The following is a 21005-nucleotide window of genomic DNA, read 5'->3' as shown; positions in this document are numbered from 1 at the left end:
CGGACGACAGCAGCCATACCCTGTTTTAACGTGGCGCTGCAGCGCAGCATCGCATAGACTCGCGGGCAAATTTGCCTGCAGGCTTTTTCTGCGGGGTCCAGCCATAGACAAGACCAGGAGACATCCCATGACCGCTACCGGTACGCCTTACGGCACCATCCCCCCCTCTTCGCCCCAGCCCCAGCGCCGCCCCGTCAGCCTGCCGCGGCTGAGCCAGATGCGCGCTGCTGGTGAAAAAATCACCATGCTGACCGCCTACGACGCCACGTTTGCCGCCGTGGCCGACGCGGCCGGTGTGGAGTGCATTCTGGTCGGCGACTCGCTGGGCATGGTCTGCCAGGGACTGCACAGCACCGTGGGGGTGACGCTTCAGGATATGGCCTATCACACGGCCAGCGTCACGCGCGGCCTGCACCGCGCCCAGGCCACGGCCTGGGTGATTGCCGACATGCCCTTTGGCAGCTATGCCGAAAGTCCCGAGCAGGCCATGCGCAGCGCCTGCCAGCTGATGCAGGCCGGAGCCCATATGGTCAAGCTCGAAGGCGGCGGCTGGACGGCTCCCACCGTGCGTTTTCTCGTCGACCGCGGCGTGCCCGTCTGTGCCCACCTGGGACTGACGCCGCAGACCGTGCATGCACTGGGCGGCTACCGCGTCCAGGGCAAGGACGAGCAGGCAGCGGCCACGCTGCGCCAGCATGCGCTGGAGCTGCAGGATGCCGGAGCCTCCATGCTGGTGCTGGAGATGGTGCCCGCCGCCCTGTCCGCCCAGCTGACCGAGGAGCTGCCGCTGTGCCACACCATCGGCATTGGCGCGGGCAATGGCACGGCCGGCCAGGTTCTGGTGCTGCACGACATGCTGGGCGTGAATCTGGGCAAGATGGCCAAATTCGTGCACAACTTCATGGCCGATGCAGGCAGCGTCAAGGGCGCCATGGAAGCCTATGTGCAAGCGGTCAAGAATGGCAGCTTCCCTGACAATGCGCTGCACGCCTGGTGAACCCGGGCCTTTGTTTTCGTTTTCCCCCACTGTTCGAGTCATGCAAATCGTTCACACCATCGCCGACCTGCGCGCCGCTCTGGCCGGTCGCGGTCGCCCTGCTTTCGTACCCACCATGGGCAATCTGCACGAAGGCCATCTCAGCCTCGTGCGCCAGGCCCGCCAGCACGGCGATGTGACCGTGGCCAGCATCTTCGTGAACCGCCTGCAGTTTCTGCCTCACGAAGACTTCGACAGCTACCCGCGCACCTTCGATGCCGACTGCGCCAAGCTGGAAGCCGAAGGCTGCGACATCGTCTTCGCGCCCAGGGAGAAAGACCTCTACCCCGAGCCGCAGACCTTCAAGGTCCAACCCGATGCGCAGCTGGCCGACATCCTGGAAGGCCACTTCCGCCCCGGTTTCTTCACCGGCGTCTGCACCGTGGTCATGAAACTGTTCCAGGCCGTGTTTGCCACCACGGGCGGCGGCACGGCCGTTTTCGGACAGAAGGACTATCAGCAACTGATGGTGATCCGCCGCATGGTGCAGCAGTTCGCCCTGCCCATCGAGATCATCGGCTGCGCCACGGCACGCGCCGACAGCGGCCTGGCGCTGAGCTCGCGCAACGGCTACCTCAGCGACGAGCAGCGCGTGCAGGCCATGGCGCTGTCGCAGGCGCTCAAGGCCCTGGCCGATGCCGCGCGCCAGGGCGGCAATCTTGCCGATCTCGAAGCGCAGGCCATGGCCGCGCTGCGCGCCAAGGGCTGGGAGCCCGACTATCTGAGCGTGCGCCAGCGCAGCGATCTGCAGACACCTGTCGATGCGCGCAGCGGCGAACTGGTGGCCCTGGGCGCGGCACGCCTGGGCAGCACCCGGCTCATAGACAACCTGGAGTTCTAGGATTCCGTATCCCTCTTAGGCACGGGGCAAGGGCATGTCGCCCCTTGCCTGGCGCCTTTGATTCAGGCCGCGCCGGTGTCCAGCGTCAGGAACAAGACAGAGGCAAGGTGCTCCATCAGCACTGGTAGGAGTCCACCGACGACTGACTGGGCAGAGCCTGCAGCGCAAGCCCCTGCCCCTTGAGCCGGCAAAACAGGCCGTCGCCCATTTCCAGCTCCAGCACAAAACCCGCATCGCTGGCAAAAGGCAGGGGCAGGCGGCGCAGGCGCTGCCCGGCGACATGCAGCTGCGCTTGCCGAACACGGCCCACGGCGGCCAGGATTGGAGTCAAATCAGCCTCTGAAGCCTTGTCAGGCTGCGCAATGTGCTTGCATATCAATAGCAACGGTTGCCACAGCCCCTCCCCGGCCCCGGCTCGGTCACCGTCAAGCACACGGGCAGCGGAAAAGCGGATCTGCAACGCGCCGTTCTGCAGGCTGATTGCCGCGACCTCGGAATCTTCAAACTCGAAATTCATGCGTCCAAGCATAGCGCTATGGCACCTTGGCAACAGCGGCCTGGGCCGCCGCCGCGCATACTGTCGGCCACCCCATACACCGGCATGAAAGAGGACGCCAATGAGCGAGAAACTTTATCTCGATGACCTGTACGTAGGCCAGAAGTTCGTCAGCGAGGGCTACCCGCTGGATGAGGCGCAAATCATTGCCTATGCCAGGCAGTTCGACCCCCAGGTCTTTCACCTCGACCCCGAAGCCGCCAAGCACACCTTCTTCCAGGGCCTGGCCGCCAGCGGCTGGCATACGGCCTCCATCAGCATGCTGCTGGTGACGCAGAGCATTCCCCTGGCCGACGGCGTGATCGGCGGCGGCATGGAAGAGCTGGCCTGGCCCCAGCCCACGCGCCCCGGCGACGTGCTGCAGGTGGAGTCCGAAATCGTGGAGATCATTCCCTCCCAGTCCAAACCCAACCGTGCTCTGGTGCGCGTGCTCTCCCACACCAGGAACCAGCGCGGCGAGGTGCTACAGCGCTTCAGGCCCAAGATGGTGTGCTTCAAGCGCCCGGCCTGACCCTCAGGCAGCAAAAGTCTCGGGCACTGCTTAATATCGCCCACCGGCGCGGCCTGCCTTGCACAGGCCGCGCATCACTTGCTGCTGCGATATGAATCCCCATTTTTCCCTGAGCCGATGGCGCGCCGAGTGGGCGCCCAGCGTGCCGCGTGAGCTGCTGGCCGGCGCCGTCGCCACGTTTGCGCTGATTCCCGAGGTCATTGCCTTTTCCTTTGTCGCGGGCGTGGACCCGGCCGTGGGGCTGTATGCCTCCTTCATCATCAGCATCGTGATTGCCGTGTTCGGAGCACGCCCGGCCATGGTCTCGGCAGCGGCCGGCTCGGTGGCCCTGGTGGCGGCTCCGCTGGTCGCATCGCATGGTCTGCCATATCTGCTGGCCGCAGGCCTGCTGGCCGGCGCCATGCAGATCGCTTTCGGCCTGTGCAAGATGGGCAGCCTGGTGCGCTTTGTCTCCAGCTCGGTGCGCACGGGCTTTGTCAACGCGCTGGCCATTCTGATCTTTTCAGCCCAGCTGCCGCACCTGCAGGGCGCCAACACCGCCACCTGGACCATGCTGGCCCTGGGCCTGGCCCTGATCTACGGCCTGCCCTGGCTGGGACAGAGGCTGCAGCTCAAGGCGCTGAGCGCCATTCCCTCACCGCTGATCTGCGTGCTGGTGCTGACGCTGCTGGGCAGCTTCATGGATCTGCCGCTCAAGACCGTGGCCGACCTCGGCCATCTGCCGGACAGTCTGCCGCTGTTCGCCCTGCCCGAAATCCCTGCGAGTCTGGAGACACTGCGCATCATCGCCCTGCCGGCCCTGGCGATTGCCATGGTGGGCCTGCTGGAGTCGGTGCTCACGGCAGCCGTGGTGGACGACCTGACGGGCACGCCCAGCAACAAGAGCCGCGAGTGCACGGGCCTGGGCCTGGCCAATGTCTCGGCCAGCCTGTTCGGCGGCATTGCGGGCTGCGGCATGATCGGCCAGGCCGTGGGCAATGTGAAGTACGGCGGTCGCGGCCGCCTGTCCACCCTGTTTGCCGGGGTGTTTCTGCTGATTCTGATGGTCGCCCTCAAGCCCTGGGTGTCCCGGGTGCCGGTGATTGCTCTGGTGGCCATCATGGTCATGGTGTCGGTCTCGACCTTCGACTGGAAGTCGCTGGGCAATCTGGTGCGCCACCCGCGCCTGTCCAGCTCGGTGATGCTGGTGACGGTGGTCATCACCATCGCCACCCACAATCTGGCCGCCGGCGTGGTGGCCGGCGTGTTGCTATCTGGCGTGTTCTTCACCTTCAAGGTGGCCAATATGCTGCAGGTCCGGGGCAGCCTGAACGAGGCTCGTGATCTCTATACCTGGACGGTGAGCGGCCAGGTGTTTTTTGCCTCTGCCGATGCGCTGATCGAAGCCTTCGACGTGCGTGCCGCAGCCGGCAAGCAGGCCCGCATCGATGTCAGCGGCGCGCATTTCTGGGACATCACCGCCGTGGGCGCGCTGGACAAGGTGATGGAGCGCCTGCGCCAGCATGGCTGCCGCGTGGAGCTCAAGGGGCTGGATGACGCCAGTCAGCGGCTGATAGAGCGCATCCGGGTCTAGCGTGCCTATTTCAGGCGGGTCTGCGATAGGCGCTTGGCATTGGCCACGGCCTTGCGGCGAATCGGCGCCAGGCTTCTGGCCGCCACCTTGTCGGCGGCCACGGGCAGCTTCTGGCCCATGGTCCAGGGGTTGCGCATCCAGGCCAGACACAGCTGCTGCTGCACCTTGAACATCTCGGCCCCCATGGTCAGCCAGGCCTGGCTGAAGGCCACCTGCTTTTCCACCACCATGCGAGTGAACTCCTTCTGATCGCGCGCAGAAAGCACCGGGCCGCTGAGCGCCATGCGCGTGAGCCGGTGGTTGATGACCTGAGGTGCAGCCATGCTGATGTCCAGCAGTTCGCTGGCAGTGCGATGGGGAATGGCGGATTCAGGCATGTGTAACTCCTTGCGTGCAAGTGTTTATTGTGCACTGCAACATAGAAGTTTGCGCAAGCTTACTTTCGAAATCCCTATCGGCAACTTCAGGGCCTGCCGTCCAGCAGGCTGAGCGCCTCCTGCTCCAGCGCCGCGATCAACCACGACAGGCCCGCATCCGCGGGCCGGTGCAGCGGCAGCAGCATATGCACCTGAAACGCTATCGAGAACGCCAGCGGCCGCACCACCAGCTGCGGGCCGGCGCAGGCCCGCGCCGTCAGCGGGTTGACGATGGCCAGACCCAGACCCTGCTGCACCATGGTGCAGACGGCAACGGCGCTGGCGGTCTCCAGGCTCAGTCGGCGCTGCACGCCGGCGCGGGCAAACACCGCATCGATCTGTGCCCGGTAGGGGTCGTCGCGTGCCAGGCTGATGAAGGACTCGTCTTCAAAGTCCCGCTCGCTCAGCAGCGCCTTCTGCGCCAGCGGATGGCCGGCAGGCAGCACGGCCACTTCATCCATGGCCGGCAAGGGCTGGCTGCGCGTGCCCGGCGGCGCATCGGCCAGCTCGGACAGGCCCAGATCGAAGCGCTGAGCCGCCATCCATTCCTGCAGCAGCGGTGCCTCCTGGGTGCTCACGCTCACGGCCACCGCACCGTGACGGGACTGCAGACGCGCCAGCGCGCCCGGCAGCAAGGCGTGGCTGAGGGCCGGCAGACACAGCACGCTGATGCTCGCCCCTTGCGGGCGCCCCAGCTCCACGGCGCGGTCGATCACGCGCTCCAGGCCCTGCCAGCTGCGCCGCACCTCGTCCCAGAGCAGCAAGGCCCGCGCATTGGCACGCAGCCGGCCCTGCACACGCTCGAACAGCGCATAGCCCAGCAGTTGCTCCATGCGCGCCAGCTCGCGACTTACCGTGGGCTGGGAGGTATAGAGCAACTGCGCCGCACCCGTGACGCTGCCGGCCGTCATGACGGCACGGAACACCTCGATATGGCGGTGGGTGATGCGCTGCGAAGCTTCTGAATCGATCATGTGCAGAGCATATCAATATTGAATAATCTTCATAAATCAAGCTATTGGACTGAATAGATAGCCGCATGCATGATGCGCGGAACTAATCCCTTTCAAGAGACCGCCATGGCAAACCCCTTCTCTCCCGCACAGCTCTGGAACCTGGCCGACCAGTACGGCACGCCGCTGTGGGTGTATGACGCCGCCACCATCCGCGAGCGCATTGCCCAGCTCAAGGCTTTCGACACCGTGCGCTTTGCCCAGAAGGCCTGCTCCAACATCCACATCCTCAAGCTCATGCGCGAGCAGGGCGTGAAGGTGGATGCGGTCTCGCGCGGCGAAGTCCTGCGCGCGCTGGCGGCCGGCTTCACGCCCGGCTTTGGCGAGCCTGCCGACATCGTCTTCACGGCAGACGTGATGGACGAGGTCACACTGGCCACCGTGGTTGAGCACCAGGTGCCTGTGAACGCGGGCTCCATCGACATGCTGTACCAGCTGGCTGCCGTATCCAAGGGCCACCATGTCTGGCTGCGCATCAACCCCGGCTTCGGCCACGGCCACAGCAACAAGACCAACACCGGCGGCGAGCACAGCAAGCACGGCATCTGGCACAGCGAACTGGAAGCCGCACTGGACGCCATCAAGGCTGGCGGCCTGGTGCTGGCCGGCCTGCACATGCACATCGGCTCGGGCGTGGACTACGGCCACCTGCAGGAAGTCTGCGGCGCCATGGTCAAGCTGGTCGAGCGCACCAAGGCCGCGGGCGTGGACCTGCATGCGATTTCGGCCGGCGGCGGCCTGTCCATCCCCTATCGTGCTGGCGATGCCACCATCGACACCAACCACTACCACGGCCTGTGGGATGCGGCGCGCAAGCAGGCAGAAGGCATCGTGGGCCACAGCCTGGGTCTGGAGCTGGAGCCCGGCCGCTTCCTGGTGGCCGAGTCCGGCGTGCTCCTGGGCACCGTGCGCGCCACCAAGAATGCGGGCAGCAACCACTTCGTGCTGGTCGATACCGGCTTCAACGAACTGATGCGCCCCAGCATGTACGGCAGCTACCACGGCATGGAAGTGCTGCGCCGCGACGGCCAGAGCCTGCCCGCGCAGGACAGCGTGGTGGCCGGCCCGCTGTGCGAATCGGGCGACGTCTTCACCCAGGGCGACGGCGGCGTGGTGCTGCCGCGCTCGCTGGCCGGCGCCAGCGTGGGCGACCTGCTGGTGATTCACGACACGGGCGCCTATGGCAGCTCCATGTCCAGCAACTACAACACCCGCCCGCTGGCCGCCGAAGTGCTGGTCGATGGCGCGCAAAGCCAGCTGATTCGCCGTCGCCAGACGGTGGAGGAACTGCTGGCGCTGGAACTGGGCTTGTAAGCTCCCCCTGAGCCGCTTTGCCTGGGCGGCCCCGCGGCTTCCCCCTCTCTCTACGCGCTGCGCGCTATGGGAGGGGGACGACAGCATCGGGCAGCCCTAGCTGCGGGGCGGTGCGGCCGGCTAGGCCCTTGCTTGCGGTCTCTCTCTTGCGTCACGCCCCATGATTGAGTTCACGCCATGAATTCAATAGCTGCTAACGCTTAGTAATCAGGGGCTTCAGGCCAAAATCACCTGAAATCTTTTCTCTCGGCACCGCCCAGTGCCCGGTAAGTTCTTCCATGTCACAGCACTCCGCCTCCTCGGTCCATCGCCATACGCTGACGGGCATCGGCTTCACGGTGCTGGCCTGCGCCTGTTTTTCGATACTCGATACGGGCTCCAAATATGCGGGCGCCCTGCTTCCGCTGCTGATGGCGCTATGGCTGCGCTATGCGCTGCAGTCGGTGCTGACCGTGGGCTTTGGTGTGGCTCGCCATGGACTGGACATCTTTCGCACCCGGCGCCCGGGCTTTCAGTTTCTGCGCGCCATTCTGTTTTGCCTGAGCAATGCGCTGGCCATGCTCAGCCTGCGCTATCTGCCGCTGGCGGAGTTCACGGCCATCGTGGCGCTGACGCCGCTGGCCCTCACCTTGCTGGCCGCTCTCTGGCTGGGCCAGCAGGTCAGCCCCTTGCGCTGGGTGCTGGTGGCGCTGGGCTTTGCGGGCACGCTGGTCATCCTGCGACCGGGCGGCAGCCAGTTCAGCGGCTGGGCCCTGGTCTGGCCTGCGCTGCAGCTGCTGGCCAACACGGCCTATCAGATCCTGAGCAGCCGCATGGCGGGCAAGGAGCGCCCGCTGACCACGCAGATCTACACCAGCCTGCTGGCCCTGAGCCTGACCTGCATGACCCTGCCCTGGGTCTGGCAGCTGCCGGACAGCGCCGCGCTCTGGCTGGCCGCGATTGCCATGGGCGCAGGCAGCGCCGTCGGACATCTGATGCTGCTCAAGGCCTATGAAAAAGCCGAGCCTGCGACCATCACGCCGTTTCTCTACAGCCAGATTCCCTGCGCGCTGCTGGCAGGCTGGCTGGTCTATGGCCATATCCCCGACCAATGGGCCGTGCTGGGCATGGTCGTCATTGCGCTGTGCGGGGCAGCGAGTGCCTGGCTCAGCATCAGAGAGGCGAAGTAGCGCACCTGAATTCGCGGGTCAGCATCATGAAAAACAATAGCTGCTACCGCCTTTATCCATTGATTTTCAGATAGAAAAATATCTGAAATCTATGAATATCAGGCGCTAACAGCTATCGTTTTATGGGCTTACTCGCCGCGCGGATCGCGCACCATCAGATGCTGCACGGCTTCGGTGACCGGCAGCTGGCCGTCCAGCAAGGCCACCACGGTTTCGGTGATGGGCATTTCCACGCCGACCTGGCGTGCCCGGGCGAGCACCGTGCGGGCGCTGTAAACGCCCTCGGCCACATGGCCCAGCGATGTCACGGCCTGCTCCAAGCTCTTGCCTTCGGCCAGCAACAGGCCCACCTTGCGGTTGCGCGAGAGATCGCCGGTCGCAGTCAGCACCAGATCGCCGAGGCCGGACAGGCCCATGAAGGTTTCGGCGCGCGCGCCCAGCGCCACGCCCAGGCGCGTCATCTCGGCCAGGCCACGCGTGACCAGTGCCGCGCGCGCGTTCAGCCCCAGCTGCAGGCCGTCGCAAAGACCCGTGGCAATGGCCAGCACATTCTTGACGGCACCGCCCACCTCCACGCCCACGATGTCCTGATTGGCATAGACGCGCATGGCCTCGCCGTGAAAGGCCGAGACCAGCAGCTCGCTCACGCCCTCGTGGGCGCTGGCTGCCACCAGAGCCGTAGGCTGCTGGCGTGCCACCTCGGCCGCGAAGCTGGGGCCGCTGAGCGCACCGCTTTGCAGCTGCGGTGCCACCTGCTGGCAGACCTCATGCGCCATCAGCCCGTAGCTGCCGGCAGGGGCATCGGCGGCCACGGCCTCGAAGCCCTTGCACAGCCAGACCACGGGCCTGCGGCAATCCTTGAGCTGGCCCAGCCACTGGCGCAGTGCCGCCATGGGCGTGCCCAGCACGATCAGGTCGGCATCCGCCACATGGGCCATCACATCGCCGCTGACCACCGTGAGCGCATCCGGAAAGCGGATGCCGGGCAGATAGCGGCTGTTGGCGCGCTCGGCCTGCATGAGCTGCGCCTGCGCCGGATCCCGCGCCCAGAGGCTGACGCGATCCTGGTCCTTATGGGTGGACGCGCTGATGGCCATGGCCGTACCCCAGGCGCCAGCGCCGATGACAAGAATTTTCATACCTGAATTTTGATAGCAGTTTGCGCACAACCCACAATAAAAAGAGGCCTCTAGGGCCTCTTTTTTGCCTGGCTGCCGATTCTTGCACATCGCAGGAATCGGAAGCTGCCGTCAGCTTACTGGGGCAGTTGGCCTTCGGTCTGAGCGGCGGCAGCGGCTTGCTGCTGCTCGTACATGGCCTGGAAGTTGATTTCGGCCAGGTGCACGGGAGGGAAGCCGGCGCGGGTCACCACGTCGGCCACGTTGCCGCGCAGATAGGGGTAGATGATCTGGGGGCAGGCAATGCCGATCACGCCGCCCATCTGGTCTTCGGGCACGTTGCGGATTTCGAAGATGCCGGCCTGCTTGGCTTCGACCAGGAACACGGTCTTGTCCTGAATCTTGGTCTGAACCGTGGCGGTCACGGCCACTTCGTAGACGCCTTCAGCCACGGGAGTGGCTTCCACGCCCAGCTGGATGTCCACGCTGGGCTGCTCCTGCTCCAGCAGGATGGCGGGAGAGTTGGGCTGCTCCAGGGACAGGTCCTTCAGATACACGCGCTGGATCTGGAACACGGGGCTGTTGTCTTGTTCGGCCATGATGAGCTAGGTCTTTCAGAAAAATCTTGAGAGGGAAATGAAAATGCCTGCACGGAGAATCAGCACGCAGCTATCCTCACAGCAGGCATTTCCCAGAAAATAGCATTTGGCATTATGCAGTGGCCGCCCATGGCTGCATCCTGGCAGCCGGCACAAAGTGCAAATTCATGTCCTGGGACAACATGGGCGGCGCAGATGCGTCAGCCTTGCAGCAGAGGCAGCAGACCGCCCTTGGCATCGAGCGCCATCAGATCGTCGCAGCCGCCCACATGGGTGTCGCCGATGAAGATCTGGGGCACGGTGCGGCGGCCAGTGGTCTGCATCATGTGCTCGCGGGCGGCGGTATCGAAGTCGATGCGCACCTCCTCGATCTGCTCCACGCCCTTGGATTGGAGAATCTGCTTGGCACGAATGCAGTAGGGGCAGACGGCGGTGGTGTACATCTTCACGGCTTGCATGGGCAACTTCCTTGGTGTTTTGCACTGCAGCATGCAACGCTGCAGTCGTCAGGGTTCTCAGTTGGGACCGGATCAGGCTTTTTCAACCGGCAGGCCGGCATCGCGCCAGGCCTTCATGCCGCCAGCAAGCGCCTGGGCCTTTTCATAGCCCAGCTTCTTGGCTACGGCTTCGGCACGCGCGGCGCGGGCGCCCGTTGCACAGACCAGCACCACGGGCAGCTGCTTGTTCTTGACGGTGGTGGGCAGCTTTTCTTCCAACTGGCTCAGCGGCAGGTTCTTCGCGCCGTTGACATGGCCGGCCGCAAACTCTTCGGGCTCGCAGACGTCCAGCACCACGGCTTTTTCGCGGTTGATCAGATGCACCGCAGCCGCTGCCGACAGCGAGCCGCCGGTCGCGCCGCGCAGTGCGGGCAGGAGCAGCATCACACCCGAAGCCACGGCAATCAGGATCAAATACCAGTTATCAATGATGAATTTCACGTCATTCCTTGGGATGGCAAACCGGACGATTTTAGAGGCAGGCTTGACAGCGGGCTGCGGCAGCAGGCCACAGACCTGCGGCCTGCAAGCCCATAGCCATTGCCGATGCGCCACGCACCGCAAGTGGGTGCTCCGCACAATCCCCGAAGAGCCCCACAGGAATAGCCTGCCGCCGGCGGCTTGCCCCAGCCGGCTTTCCTTGCCTCAAGCCCGGACAAAGCCCAGCCCCTAAAATGCACGCTTTTGACTTTGTGTCATTACTGCTTTGCTACTTTGAGAGAATCCATGTACAAGCTCGTTCTGATCCGCCACGGTGAATCCACCTGGAACCTTGAAAACCGCTTCACCGGCTGGACCGATGTGGATCTGACTGCCACCGGCGTCGAACAGGCCAAGAAGGCCGGCCAACTGCTCAAGGCAGAAGGCTATGACTTCGATGTGGCCTACACCAGCGTGCTCAAGCGCGCCATCCGTACCCTGTGGCATGTGCAGGATGAAATGGACCGCACCTGGCTGCCCGTGGTGCATAGCTGGCGCCTCAACGAACGCCACTATGGCGGCCTGCAGGGCCTGAACAAGGCCGATATGGCCAAGCAGTACGGCGACGAGCAGGTGCTGGTCTGGCGCCGCAGCTACGACGTGCCGCCTCCCGCCCTGGAAGCCACCGACCCCCGCAGCGAACGCAGCGATGTGCGCTACGCCAAGCTGCAGCCCGAGCAGATCCCGCTGACCGAGTGCCTCAAGGACACGGTCGAGCGCGTCGTGCCGTTCTGGAACGAGTCCATCGCCCCCGCCATCAAGGCCGGCAAGCGCGTGGTGGTTGCCGCTCACGGCAACTCCATCCGCGCCCTGATCAAGTATCTGGACAACATCGCCGACGACAAGATCGTGGGCGTGAACGTACCCAATGGCATTCCTCTGGTCTATGAGCTCGACGCCGATCTCAAGCCCATCCGCCACTACTACCTGGGCGATGCCGAAGCCGCCGCCAAGGCCGCAGCGGCAGTCGCGGCCCAGGGCAAGGCCTGAGACCTGTCACCACCCCGGTTCGGACGCTGACGCAGTCTGAACCGGGCTGACACTGCAAAAGGCCTATGGAACCTCGTGGGCCTTCTGCCGTCGAAGGTGTATATTGCGAATGGTTTAAGGGGTGCTATGGGTCAAAAAATCAAAATTGCAGGCTGGATCTCTGTGGGCGTGGTCGCCGGTGCGTTGACCACCGTATCCCTGCAGACGCTGGCCCGCGGGGGTGTGACACCTCTGCCACTTGAAGAAATCCAGCAGTTGTCGGCCGTCTTCGGCCTGATCAAGACCGATTACGTCGAGCAGGTCAGCGACAAGAAGCTGATCACCGATGCCATCTCCGGCATGGTCTCCAGCCTGGACCCCCACTCCCAGTACTTCGACAAGAAGACCTACAAAGAATTCAAGGAAGGCACTTCCGGCAAGTTCGTGGGCGTCGGCATCGAGATCACCATGGAAGATGGGCTGATCAAGATCGTCTCTCCCATCGAAGGCTCGCCCGCTTTCCGCGCCGGCCTCAAGACCGGCGACCTGATCACCAAGATCGACGACACGGCCGTCAAGGGCCTGACGCTCAATGACGCCGTCAAGCGCATGCGCGGTGAACCCAATACCAAGGTGCGCCTGAACATCCTGCGCAAGGATGAAAGCCGCAGCTTCCCCGTCACCATCACCCGCGAAGAGATCAAGACCCAGTCGGTCAAGGGCAAGGTGATCGAGCCCGGCTACGCCTGGATTCGCCTGAGCCAGTTCCAGGAACGCACCGTGGACGACTTTGTGCGCAAGGTCGAGGAAATCTACAAGCAGGAACCCAATCTCAAGGGCCTGGTGCTGGACCTGCGCAACGATCCCGGCGGACTGCTGGATGCGGCCGTAGCCATCTCGGCCGCCTTCCTGCCACCCGATGTGCCCGTGGTTTCCACCAACGGCCAGCTGGCTGAAAGCAAGGCCGTCTACAAGGCATCGCCCGAGTTCTACGCCCAGCGCGGTTTTGGCGATCCCCTGCAGCGTTTGCCTGCAGCCCTGAAAAAGCTGCCTCTGGTGGTTCTGGTCAACGAAGGCTCGGCCTCGGCCAGTGAAATCGTGGCCGGAGCGCTCCAGGATCACAAGCGCGCCACCGTCATGGGCAGCCAGTCCTTCGGCAAGGGGTCGGTGCAAACCGTGCGCCCCCTGGGCCCCGATACGGCTCTCAAGCTGACGACGGCGCGCTACTACACGCCTAGCGGAAAGTCCATTCAGGCCAAGGGCATCGTGCCCGATGTGATGGTGGACGAGACGGCGGATGGCGACTTGTTTGCCGCACTGGGCATGCGCGAGGCGGATCTCGAGAAGCATCTGTCCAGCGGACAGGGTGCCGAGGTCAAGAACGACGCCCTGGAAAAAGCACGCGAGGAAGCCCGCAAGCGCCTGGAAGAGGAAGCGAAGAAGCCTGCTGCCGAACGCCGCCTGCCGGAATTCGGAACTGACAAGGACTTCCAGCTGCAACAGGCGCTGAACAAGCTCAAGGGCCAGCCCGTCAAGGTCAGCAAGACCCTGACAGAGCGAAAGGCCGAAGAAAAGCCCGGGGACGCGACGGCTGCAGATAAAAAGCCCGCTGAGAAGAAAGCCCCCGAAAAGGGCGACTCCGACAAGAGCAAAAAATAAGCACCGGGTTGTCAAACCCGCTCAAAATCAGCCGGGCTTGCCCGGCTTTTTTCTTGGAACCATGGACGCAAACCGATGAATGACGATCAATTGCTGCGCTATTCCCGTCACATCATGCTCGACGAGATCGGCATCGAAGGCCAGGAACGCATTCTGGCAACGCATGCAGTGATCATCGGAGCCGGCGGCTTGGGCTCGCCCGCCGCACTCTATCTGGGCTCGGCAGGTGTGGGCCGCATCACCATCGTCGACAACGATGTCGTGGACATGACCAATCTGCAACGCCAGATTGCCCACACGACCGAGCGCATAGGCATGGCGAAGGTGGAGTCGATACGCACCGCCGTGCATGCCATCAACCCCGGGATAGAGATTCGCTGCATCCAGCAGCGTGCGACCGAGAGCCTGCTCGACGAGTTGCTGCCCGAGGCCAGCATCGTGCTGGACTGCACCGACAACTACAAGACCCGCCAGACCATCAATGCGGCCTGCGTACGCCATGGCGTGCCTCTGATCGAAGGAGCGGCCATCCGTGTCGATGGCCAACTGATGGTCATTGATCCGCGCGACCCCGACAGCCCGTGCTATGCCTGCGTCTTTCCGCCAGAGGCCGAATTCGAAGAGGTCCAGTGCTCGACCATGGGCGTCTTTGCACCGCTGGTCGGACTGATCGGAACCCAGCAGGCAGCTGAAGCACTGAAGCTGATTGTCGGTTTTGGCCGATCTTCTGTCGGACAACTTCAAATGCTTGATGCACGTTCCATGGAGTGGAGTAGGATGAAAATTGCTAGGGTTAAAACCTGTGATATCTGTGGAACGTCAAGCACAAATCACAAAAAACATCAATACAATGATTTTTCATAGGCCGTAATTGATTCCCCATACCGAGAATTGAACGACTCTCACAGCTTGATCCATGGCATCTACCTCAACTTGCTACCGTCGTGAAACTGCGTACCTTTTTTGTTGAAGACAACCCTACGATTCGCGACAACCTGATTGCGACGATGGCGGAGCTTGCCGATGTCGAGGCTGTGGGGGTGGCAGAGACCGAAGCCGATGCCGTACGCTGGCTCAGCCATAACCCGGATGCCTGGGATCTGGTGATCGTGGACCTGTTCCTGCGCGAAGGCAGCGGCCTTGGCATTGTCACCAGCTTTCAACAGCGACCGCGGCAGAAAAAGCTGCTGGTGCTGAGCAATTATGCGACTGCCGATATCCGCCAGCGCTGCCTGGAACTCAATGCCGATGCCGTATTTGACAAGTCCAATGAAATCGATGCGCTTATCGATTTCTGCATGGATCTGAATACCAGCAAGTCTTGATAATAACAAAAAGTAAAAAAGGCTTGAATCTTTCAAGCCTTTTTTATTGGAGCCTCATTAATCAATGAGGCGGTTTTTCAGCGCATAGTAGGTCAGGTCGCTATTCGAGGAAAGCCCCATTTTTTCCATGAGCCTGGTTCTGTAAGTACTCACTGTTTTCACACTCAGGGAAAGCGACTTGGCAATATCTCCGGCAGTCTCGCCGCGAGCAAGCTTCAGAAACACCTGAAACTCGCGCTCCGACAATTGCTCGTGCGCCGGCACATCATCCTTGCGATTGAGCTGCTGGGCCAGGAGGTCGGCCACTGCCGGCGTCAGATAGCGCCTTCCCAGAGCCACGGTGCGGATGGCCTCCGCAATATCCTGGGGATCGCACTCCTTGTTGAGATATCCGCTGGCCCCCTGACGAATCAGGTTGATCGCGTAATGCTCCTCAGGGTATCCACTTAGTATCAGGATGCCCATGTCGGGCGCCTTGGCCCTGAGCATGGCCAGGGCATCTATGCCGCTTTGCCCGGGCATGGACAAATCCATCAGCAGCACATCGATTTCATGCTCCCGAACCAGATCAATGGCTTCCCGTCCATTGCCGGCTTCTCCCACGACCCTCAGGTCCACATGCTCCGACAGGAATTGGCGTAATCCCGAGCGAACGATCGCATGGTCATCCACTATGCCTACTTTTATCATGAACACCTCTTTTCATGAAACCGCGCTCGTCTCCAGGGCGCATAACATTTTAAGACCCGCACTATGATGTCAGTCGTTGACGCTACGGTTATGCAGAATATCAGGTAATTGCCTTGTCGGTGAGAGGATGTAGATGCGCTGGACCAATATCCGCAAAATTGCAGTCAGTTTGACGATCGCAGTCGTTGCGGCAGTCTTAATGGTAAGCATTAATGAGGCAGGCTATAAGCGCTCCTTGCAGGCTCTGGATACGCTCACCAAGACACAAAGCACCAGAGCCAAGCTCAGCTTGCTGATGCAGCAGATGCTGGACGCTGAAACCGGTCTGCGCGGCTATCTGCTGACGGGAGAAGAGCGCTATCTCGAGCCCTACAACTCCGCTTCTGCCGCCATCAGCAGCAGCATGGACGAGCTGCGCAGCATCTTCATCATGGACCCCAAGGAGCTGGCCACCTTCACGCCGCTGGCCCGCCAGGTCGAGCGCAAGACCAGCGAAATGGAGCTGAGCCTGCGCCTTTATCGCCAGGGCAACGACGAAGCATGGCGCTTTGTGATGTTCACCGATGTGGGCATGGAAAACATGGATGCCATACGGGGCCACATCAAGACCCTGATGGACAGCATCGACCAGCGCGTCAAGTCCAATCTTGCGGACATCGAGCAGACGCTGGGCCTGTCGCGCCTGGGCATTGCGACCGTGACGGCGCTAGGGATTCTGGGCTTCTTCATGTATCTGCGACAGGCCAATGCACTGCAACATTCACATCAGCGCGAGCAGGAGATACAGCGCGACGAACGTAATCGCCTGGAGGAAGTCGTGCGTGACCGCACAGCGGCGCTCACCGAGCTGGCAACCCATTTGCAGCAGGTACGCGAAGACGAGCGGGCGCATCTGGCACGCGAGCTGCATGATGAGCTGGGCTCGCTGCTGACCGCAGCCAAACTCGATGTTGCGCGGCTCAAATCCAAGATCGACACCTCGGCACCCGAGGTCTCCGAACGTGTCACCCATCTGATCGAGACGCTCAACAGCGGCATTGCACTCAAGCGCCGGATCATCGAGGACCTTCGCCCGTCCTCGCTTTCCAACCTGGGTCTGACCACGGCACTGGAAATCCTGACCCGGGAGTTCGGCGATCGCAGCAACATCGAGGTGGAATGCAGCCTGGAACAGGTGGACCTGCCCGAGTCCACGCAGCTGACGGTCTATCGCGTCGTGCAGGAGTCGCTGACCAATATCGGCAAATACGCCAGAGCCAGCCATGTCATCGTCACGGTGCACAACTACCCCACCTATGTGGCTGTGCAGATTCAGGACGATGGTCAAGGGTTCGAGCCCGCCAGCATGCGCCCCAACTCCCATGGCCTGGCAGGCATGAAGCACCGTGTCGAAGCCGTTGGCGGCAGGCTCACCGTGGCCTCGCAACCCGGCAAGGGCACCACCATCTCGGCAGTCATTCCCCTGAGCGTAGCAACTGCCTGAAACCGGGTAGTGCTCGGCCGCGCAAGTCGATGTCGTCCTACACGGCTGTCTCTAAATACCCCGACCCAGGTGGCAGAAGCTCACCGTCAGGCACGGGCTGCACAGTTCTCTACAGTCAATACATGGCCGCACAGCAATGCCTGTCGGTCTGCATTCGAAAGGAGAAAACCATGTTGCACTACGCCATTGTCTTTCTGGTGATTGCCTTGATCGCTGCAGTTTTCGGTTTCGGCGGTATTGCGGCCAGCGCCGTAGGCATTGCCAAGATCCTGTTTTTCGTCTTCCTGGTCATGGCCGTCATCACCTTCCTGATGGGCCTGGTGAAGAAGTAGCAACGGCACCCAATGTGTAGAACTTTGTTCGCTCACATTGCACAAACCACCAGTATTCGCCATGATCACACTCAACCTCTGCCTCCTGGAGGCAGGGTTCCGCAGACTGGCGTTACTGCACGCTGTCACGAAAATTTCTAGATTTCAGGGAGTTCCAAACAATGAGCCAAGCCGTAAAAGACGCCAAGGACACGGTTGAAGATCTCAAGGGCGCCGCCAAGGATGTGGCTGCAGACGTCAAGGACACGGCAAAGCACGCCGCCCAATCCGCCCAGAATGCTGCACACAAGATGGCCGATGCGGCGCAAGACGCCGTGGACTCCGGCAAGCAGGCTGCCCAGAAAATGGTGAACGAAGCACGGGATGTGGCCGAGGACATCGCCGACAAGGTCGAAGACACCGCACGTCGCTCGCGCCGCACGGCTTCCGAGGCCATCGACTCTACCGGTCGCCACATGCGCAATGTCGAAGACAGCGAAAACCCGCTGATCGACAACCTGGCCAACCGGGCTCAGGATCTGGCCGAGCGCAGCATCAACTTCTGGGCCGACAGCTCGCACCGCGCACGCCGTCAGTTCAACACCGCAGCGGATGCGACCACCAAGTATGTGTCCGAACAACCCGGGCGTTCCGTGCTGATCGCAGCAGCGACCGGCGCGGCCCTGGCGACGGCCTTCTTTCTGGGTCGCTCGCGCAGGAAATAACTCTTGGAACGTGCGACGTTCCCAGCTTTCGCAGGCGTGCTTTGCGCCTTTTCAAAACCAAGGGAGAACCATATGAAAAATCTGACTCGTGCTTTGGCTTTCAGTCTGGTCGCCGCGACGACCGTGCTGGCTACCACAGCCTGTTCGGTGGCTCGTGACCAGCAGACTGTGGGCTCCTATGTGGATGACGCCGGCATCACCACTGCTGTGAAGGCCAAGATGGCCGAAGACAAGAGCGTCTCGGCAACCGCCATCAGCGTGGAAACCATGAACGGCACCGTGCAGCTTTCGGGCTTTGCCAAATCCGAAGCGGAAAAAGCCCGTGCCGGCGAAATCGCCCGCACGACCAAGCATGTGCGTGAAGTGCGCAACAGCATCGTGGTCAGGCCTTGACGATGCGCACCTGAAGCCAGCCCCTGCATGAGGGCTGCGCTTCCAGCCCAAAGCCAGCTTTCGAGCTGGCTTTGTTTTTTCCTACACCCTGGCAGCCGAGTTCGCCATTAAAGTGTCCGCATGCAAGTTTTCAACTGCGAGGCCTGCGGCCACCTGATCTATTTTGAAAGCCTGCAATGCGTGCATTGCGGCGCCAGCCAGGCCTTTCTGCCCGACCAGTTGCGAGTCGGCATTCTGCCGCCTGCCGCAGCCCCCAACGCCCGCTACCGCCCCTGCGCCCACCGCCACAACATCAGCCTGTGCAATTTTGCGATCGAGGCTTCAGACCCGCAGCCGCTGTGCGTCTCCTGCCGCCAGACCGAATGGCTGCCCGACGGCAGCGATCCCGCCAACGAGCTGCGCTGGGCCAAGATCGAAGTCGCCAAGCGCCGGCTGTTCTACACCCTGGCCAGACTGGGCCTGCTGGACCCGCATGAGCACCGCGTGGCCGAGCCGCGCTTTTCCCTGCTCGCAGATATTCCCGGTCAGAACCCCGTCATGACCGGCCATGCCAGCGGCATGATCACGCTCAATGTCGTCGAGGCCGACGACGACGAGCGAGCCAAGCGCCGCCAGGCCTTGCACGAGCCCTATCGCACGCTGATCGGGCATCTGCGCCACGAGTCGGGCCATTTCTACTGGGATCAGCTGATAGCCAGCAGCGCGCATCTGGAGCGCTTCAGAGCATTGTTCGGCTATGAGAATCAGGACTATGCCCAGGCGCTGCAGCGTCACTACGACAAGGACCCGCTGGACAACCGCTGGCGCGACCAGTTCATCAGCGCCTATGCCACGGCTCATCCCTGGGAAGACTGGGCCGAAACCTGGGCGCACTATCTGCACATGGTGGACTTGCTGGAGACTGCAGCCAGCTACGGCACCTGCATTACCGTGCCGGACATCCCCAGCACCGGCCAGCAGCTCATTCAAAACCCGCTGGGACCGGTACCGCCAGACTTTTCAGTGATGCAATCCCAGTGGGTGCCGCTCACGCTGCTGCACAACAGCCTCAATCGCAGCCTGGGCCATGGCGATGCCTATCCGTTTGCCATTTCCGGCCCGGCCTGGGACAAGCTGCGCTTCGTCCACGAGACCGTCAGCAGCTATCGCAGCAGATCGCCCAGCCAGGGCGACTGACTGCTCAGGCCGCGCGGCCGACTTTGACCATCAGGCGCTCATGCACGCCCTTGGAGACAAACTTGTCCACATCGCCGTTGAGCGTGGCAATCTCGCGCACAAAGGTGGAGCTGATGAACTGATAGCGATCGCTGGGCGTGAGAAACACGGTTTCCACCTCGGGCATCAGCGTGCGGTTCATGCCGGCAAGCTGGAACTCATAGTCGAAGTCCGTGACCGCACGCAGGCCGCGCACCATGGCCTTGGCGCCGCGTGCGAGCACGAAATGCGCGAGCAGCCCGTCAAAGCTTTCCACCTGCACCTGCGGATAATTGGCGCAGGCCTCGCGCACCATGGCAATGCGCTCCTCCAGCGAAAACAGCGTCTTTTTGTGATGGCCTGCCGCCACCGCCACGATGACCTTGCCAAACAGCTGTGCAGCCCGGCGCACCACATCTTCATGCCCCAACGTGATCGGGTCAAAGGTTCCGGGGTAAACAGCGATCAGGTCCTGGCTCATGGCTTATCTCTTTCCTGCGGGTCTTGATGAGTGTGAGGGCTGCTGCAGTGCAGCGTAAAGAGATTATGCATTCAGGCCTGCGCAGTGCTGAACCATGCAAAAAAGAGCTGCTGGCGCCTCTGCTCGAAGCGCCAGCAGCTCCCGGTTCGGCTTCAAGGCTTTACTGCTTCTTCAGCAGATGCGCATGGACGGCGCCGGCCTTCAGATAGCGGTGCAGCTCCAGCCCCATTTCCAGCAAGCGGTCCTCGGCCCAGGCTTCGGGAGCTTCCAGATAAATGAAGCCGCCATCATTCAAGGCCGCCGTGGCGGCCTTGAGCGCGGGCTCGAACAGCTCGGTCTGACCGAATGGCGGGTCCAGCAAGATCAGATCCTGCCCCGCCACAGTCTTCAGGCAGCTCAGCGCATCACCGCGCTGCACCTTGACCATCCTGGCATCGAGCTTTTGCTGAAGACGCTGCAACTGCTGCACCAGGGCGGCATCCTGCTCGTTCATGATGACGCTGCTGGCGCCGCGCGATGCGGCCTCAAAGCCCAGTGCCCCCGTGCCCGCGAAGGCATCGATGCATTTCCAGTTGCTCAGGTCCTGGCCCAGCCAGTTGAACAGGGTCTCGCGCACGCGATCGGGCGTGGGCCGCAGACCGGGCTTTTGCGC

The 21005-nt window shown here is 62.4% G+C and carries 25 protein-coding genes; 15 read left to right on the top strand and 10 right to left on the bottom strand.

From position 1 onward, the window contains the following. The first annotated feature begins 127 nt into the window (after positions 1–127). On the top strand, positions 128–997 hold the full coding sequence (panB, locus tag ACLBXN_RS22355) for a 3-methyl-2-oxobutanoate hydroxymethyltransferase (RefSeq protein WP_447613605.1): 870 nt from the start codon (positions 128–130) through the stop codon (positions 995–997). Positions 998–1037: 40 nt separating this feature from the next. Continuing rightward, entirely contained in the window at positions 1038–1877 is an 840-nt protein-coding gene (gene panC / locus ACLBXN_RS22350; RefSeq protein WP_003065767.1) for a pantoate--beta-alanine ligase, read from the top strand. Between the two features lie 115 nt (positions 1878–1992). Here panC and ACLBXN_RS22345 read toward each other — a convergent pair whose 3' ends face one another. Then, the gene (locus ACLBXN_RS22345) at positions 1993–2208 is read right to left on the bottom strand and encodes a hypothetical protein (RefSeq protein WP_343678356.1); all 216 of its coding nucleotides are present in this window, start codon (positions 2206–2208) and stop codon (positions 1993–1995) included. A gap of 286 nt (positions 2209–2494) precedes the next feature. Here ACLBXN_RS22345 and ACLBXN_RS22340 point away from each other — a divergent pair, with 286 nt between their 5' ends. Together ACLBXN_RS22340 and ACLBXN_RS22335 are read left to right on the top strand one after the other, a co-directional pair. After that, on the top strand, positions 2495–2944 hold the full coding sequence (locus ACLBXN_RS22340; RefSeq protein ID WP_043006184.1) for a MaoC family dehydratase: 450 nt from the start codon (positions 2495–2497) through the stop codon (positions 2942–2944). A gap of 91 nt (positions 2945–3035) precedes the next feature. Continuing rightward, positions 3036–4517: a SulP family inorganic anion transporter gene (locus ACLBXN_RS22335; RefSeq protein WP_447613604.1), complete on the top strand. Its 1482-nt coding sequence runs from the start codon at positions 3036–3038 to the stop codon at positions 4515–4517. A 5-nt stretch (positions 4518–4522) separates the two neighbouring features. On the opposite strand, the gene ACLBXN_RS22330 is transcribed toward ACLBXN_RS22335, so the two are convergent. Together ACLBXN_RS22330 and ACLBXN_RS22325 are read right to left on the bottom strand one after the other, a co-directional pair. Further along, positions 4523–4894, bottom strand: a complete 372-nt coding sequence (locus ACLBXN_RS22330) for a polyhydroxyalkanoate granule-associated phasin (RefSeq protein WP_003051911.1) — start codon at positions 4892–4894, stop codon at positions 4523–4525. A gap of 86 nt (positions 4895–4980) precedes the next feature. Then, positions 4981–5907: a LysR family transcriptional regulator gene (locus tag ACLBXN_RS22325; protein ID WP_447613603.1), complete on the bottom strand. Its 927-nt coding sequence runs from the start codon at positions 5905–5907 to the stop codon at positions 4981–4983. 105 nt (positions 5908–6012) lie between these two features. On the opposite strand from ACLBXN_RS22325, the gene lysA reads away from it, so the two are divergent. Both lysA and ACLBXN_RS22315 read left to right on the top strand, forming a co-directional pair. Further along, the gene (gene lysA, locus ACLBXN_RS22320; RefSeq protein WP_447613602.1) at positions 6013–7260 is read left to right on the top strand and encodes a diaminopimelate decarboxylase; all 1248 of its coding nucleotides are present in this window, start codon (positions 6013–6015) and stop codon (positions 7258–7260) included. A gap of 278 nt (positions 7261–7538) precedes the next feature. Beyond that, positions 7539–8429 (top strand): DMT family transporter, encoded by an 891-nt coding sequence (locus ACLBXN_RS22315; RefSeq protein ID WP_447613601.1) that lies wholly within the window; start codon positions 7539–7541, stop codon positions 8427–8429. A 128-nt stretch (positions 8430–8557) separates the two neighbouring features. On the opposite strand, the gene ACLBXN_RS22310 is transcribed toward ACLBXN_RS22315, so the two are convergent. The 4 genes from ACLBXN_RS22310 to ACLBXN_RS22295 all read right to left on the bottom strand — a co-directional run bounded on the left by ACLBXN_RS22310 (position 8558) and on the right by ACLBXN_RS22295 (position 11084). After that, positions 8558–9568 (bottom strand): NAD(P)H-dependent glycerol-3-phosphate dehydrogenase, encoded by a 1011-nt coding sequence (locus ACLBXN_RS22310; protein WP_447613600.1) that lies wholly within the window; start codon positions 9566–9568, stop codon positions 8558–8560. A 116-nt stretch (positions 9569–9684) separates the two neighbouring features. Continuing rightward, positions 9685–10146 carry a protein-export chaperone SecB gene (secB, locus tag ACLBXN_RS22305; RefSeq protein ID WP_003051901.1) on the bottom strand — a complete coding sequence of 154 codons (462 nt, stop codon included), beginning with the start codon at positions 10144–10146 and terminating at the stop codon, positions 9685–9687. Positions 10147–10346: 200 nt separating this feature from the next. Continuing rightward, a complete protein-coding gene (gene grxC / locus ACLBXN_RS22300; protein ID WP_003051899.1) occupies positions 10347–10604 on the bottom strand; it encodes a glutaredoxin 3 in 258 nt (85 codons plus the stop codon). Positions 10605–10676: 72 nt separating this feature from the next. Continuing rightward, positions 10677–11084, bottom strand: coding sequence for a rhodanese-like domain-containing protein (locus ACLBXN_RS22295; protein ID WP_167004868.1), 408 nt, complete (start codon positions 11082–11084; stop codon positions 10677–10679). A 285-nt stretch (positions 11085–11369) separates the two neighbouring features. Between ACLBXN_RS22295 and gpmA the strand changes: the two genes are divergently transcribed. The 4 genes from gpmA (at position 11370) to ACLBXN_RS22275 (ending at position 15076) form a co-directional block, all read left to right on the top strand. Continuing rightward, positions 11370–12113 carry a 2,3-diphosphoglycerate-dependent phosphoglycerate mutase gene (gpmA, locus tag ACLBXN_RS22290; RefSeq protein ID WP_087080735.1) on the top strand — a complete coding sequence of 248 codons (744 nt, stop codon included), beginning with the start codon at positions 11370–11372 and terminating at the stop codon, positions 12111–12113. A gap of 126 nt (positions 12114–12239) precedes the next feature. Beyond that, positions 12240–13751 (top strand): S41 family peptidase, encoded by a 1512-nt coding sequence (locus ACLBXN_RS22285; protein WP_167004862.1) that lies wholly within the window; start codon positions 12240–12242, stop codon positions 13749–13751. A gap of 75 nt (positions 13752–13826) precedes the next feature. Continuing rightward, a complete protein-coding gene (locus tag ACLBXN_RS22280; protein ID WP_211456877.1) occupies positions 13827–14615 on the top strand; it encodes a HesA/MoeB/ThiF family protein in 789 nt (262 codons plus the stop codon). Positions 14616–14695: 80 nt separating this feature from the next. Continuing rightward, complete coding sequence (locus tag ACLBXN_RS22275) at positions 14696–15076, top strand: response regulator (protein WP_003051888.1); 381 nt, start codon at positions 14696–14698, stop codon at positions 15074–15076. A 57-nt stretch (positions 15077–15133) separates the two neighbouring features. Here ACLBXN_RS22275 and ACLBXN_RS22270 read toward each other — a convergent pair whose 3' ends face one another. Next, complete coding sequence (locus tag ACLBXN_RS22270) at positions 15134–15766, bottom strand: response regulator (RefSeq protein WP_003051886.1); 633 nt, start codon at positions 15764–15766, stop codon at positions 15134–15136. A 133-nt stretch (positions 15767–15899) separates the two neighbouring features. Between ACLBXN_RS22270 and ACLBXN_RS22265 the strand changes: the two genes are divergently transcribed. The 5 genes from ACLBXN_RS22265 (at position 15900) to ACLBXN_RS22245 (ending at position 19854) form a co-directional block, all read left to right on the top strand. Further along, positions 15900–17249, top strand: a complete 1350-nt coding sequence (locus ACLBXN_RS22265) for a sensor histidine kinase (protein WP_447613599.1) — start codon at positions 15900–15902, stop codon at positions 17247–17249. Between the two features lie 170 nt (positions 17250–17419). Beyond that, on the top strand, positions 17420–17581 hold the full coding sequence (locus ACLBXN_RS22260; RefSeq protein ID WP_003051882.1) for a DUF1328 domain-containing protein: 162 nt from the start codon (positions 17420–17422) through the stop codon (positions 17579–17581). A gap of 161 nt (positions 17582–17742) precedes the next feature. After that, positions 17743–18285 carry a hypothetical protein gene (locus ACLBXN_RS22255; protein WP_043006204.1) on the top strand — a complete coding sequence of 181 codons (543 nt, stop codon included), beginning with the start codon at positions 17743–17745 and terminating at the stop codon, positions 18283–18285. Positions 18286–18357: 72 nt separating this feature from the next. Beyond that, the gene (locus ACLBXN_RS22250) at positions 18358–18678 is read left to right on the top strand and encodes a BON domain-containing protein (RefSeq protein ID WP_003051870.1); all 321 of its coding nucleotides are present in this window, start codon (positions 18358–18360) and stop codon (positions 18676–18678) included. Between the two features lie 120 nt (positions 18679–18798). Then, positions 18799–19854: a zinc-binding metallopeptidase family protein gene (locus tag ACLBXN_RS22245; RefSeq protein WP_447613598.1), complete on the top strand. Its 1056-nt coding sequence runs from the start codon at positions 18799–18801 to the stop codon at positions 19852–19854. A 4-nt stretch (positions 19855–19858) separates the two neighbouring features. Here ACLBXN_RS22245 and coaD read toward each other — a convergent pair whose 3' ends face one another. Both coaD and ACLBXN_RS22235 read right to left on the bottom strand, forming a co-directional pair. Next, complete coding sequence (coaD, locus tag ACLBXN_RS22240) at positions 19859–20353, bottom strand: pantetheine-phosphate adenylyltransferase (protein ID WP_043006208.1); 495 nt, start codon at positions 20351–20353, stop codon at positions 19859–19861. Positions 20354–20513: 160 nt separating this feature from the next. Continuing rightward, the coding region (locus ACLBXN_RS22235; protein WP_447613597.1) for an RsmD family RNA methyltransferase at positions 20514–21005 on the bottom strand (492 nt) is incomplete at its 5' end.

The organism is Comamonas sp. C24C, from assembly GCF_053345995.1.
Note: the sequence above shows the minus strand (reverse complement) of the source record. Positions and strands in the feature narration are given on the sequence as shown.

Bases quoted from the DNA above. Each gene is read 5' to 3' on its own strand.
- panB (WP_447613605.1), top strand. From the start codon at position 128: ATGACCGCTACCGGTACGCCTTACGGCACCATCCCCCCCTCTTCGCCC.
- panC (WP_003065767.1), top strand. From the start codon at position 1,038: ATGCAAATCGTTCACACCATCGCCGACCTGCGCGCCGCTCTGGCCGGT.
- ACLBXN_RS22340 (WP_043006184.1), top strand. From the start codon at position 2,495: ATGAGCGAGAAACTTTATCTCGATGACCTGTACGTAGGCCAGAAGTTC.
- ACLBXN_RS22335 (WP_447613604.1), top strand. From the start codon at position 3,036: ATGAATCCCCATTTTTCCCTGAGCCGATGGCGCGCCGAGTGGGCGCCC.
- ACLBXN_RS22330 (WP_003051911.1), bottom strand. From the start codon at position 4,894: ATGCCTGAATCCGCCATTCCCCATCGCACTGCCAGCGAACTGCTGGAC.
- ACLBXN_RS22325 (WP_447613603.1), bottom strand. From the start codon at position 5,907: ATGATCGATTCAGAAGCTTCGCAGCGCATCACCCACCGCCATATCGAG.
- lysA (WP_447613602.1), top strand. From the start codon at position 6,013: ATGGCAAACCCCTTCTCTCCCGCACAGCTCTGGAACCTGGCCGACCAG.
- ACLBXN_RS22315 (WP_447613601.1), top strand. From the start codon at position 7,539: ATGTCACAGCACTCCGCCTCCTCGGTCCATCGCCATACGCTGACGGGC.
- ACLBXN_RS22310 (WP_447613600.1), bottom strand. From the start codon at position 9,568: ATGAAAATTCTTGTCATCGGCGCTGGCGCCTGGGGTACGGCCATGGCC.
- secB (WP_003051901.1), bottom strand. From the start codon at position 10,146: ATGGCCGAACAAGACAACAGCCCCGTGTTCCAGATCCAGCGCGTGTAT.
- grxC (WP_003051899.1), bottom strand. From the start codon at position 10,604: ATGCAAGCCGTGAAGATGTACACCACCGCCGTCTGCCCCTACTGCATT.
- gpmA (WP_087080735.1), top strand. From the start codon at position 11,370: ATGTACAAGCTCGTTCTGATCCGCCACGGTGAATCCACCTGGAACCTT.
- ACLBXN_RS22285 (WP_167004862.1), top strand. From the start codon at position 12,240: ATGGGTCAAAAAATCAAAATTGCAGGCTGGATCTCTGTGGGCGTGGTC.
- ACLBXN_RS22280 (WP_211456877.1), top strand. From the start codon at position 13,827: ATGAATGACGATCAATTGCTGCGCTATTCCCGTCACATCATGCTCGAC.
- ACLBXN_RS22270 (WP_003051886.1), bottom strand. From the start codon at position 15,766: ATGATAAAAGTAGGCATAGTGGATGACCATGCGATCGTTCGCTCGGGA.
- ACLBXN_RS22265 (WP_447613599.1), top strand. From the start codon at position 15,900: ATGCGCTGGACCAATATCCGCAAAATTGCAGTCAGTTTGACGATCGCA.
- ACLBXN_RS22260 (WP_003051882.1), top strand. From the start codon at position 17,420: ATGTTGCACTACGCCATTGTCTTTCTGGTGATTGCCTTGATCGCTGCA.
- ACLBXN_RS22255 (WP_043006204.1), top strand. From the start codon at position 17,743: ATGAGCCAAGCCGTAAAAGACGCCAAGGACACGGTTGAAGATCTCAAG.
- ACLBXN_RS22250 (WP_003051870.1), top strand. From the start codon at position 18,358: ATGAAAAATCTGACTCGTGCTTTGGCTTTCAGTCTGGTCGCCGCGACG.
- ACLBXN_RS22245 (WP_447613598.1), top strand. From the start codon at position 18,799: ATGCAAGTTTTCAACTGCGAGGCCTGCGGCCACCTGATCTATTTTGAA.
- coaD (WP_043006208.1), bottom strand. From the start codon at position 20,353: ATGAGCCAGGACCTGATCGCTGTTTACCCCGGAACCTTTGACCCGATC.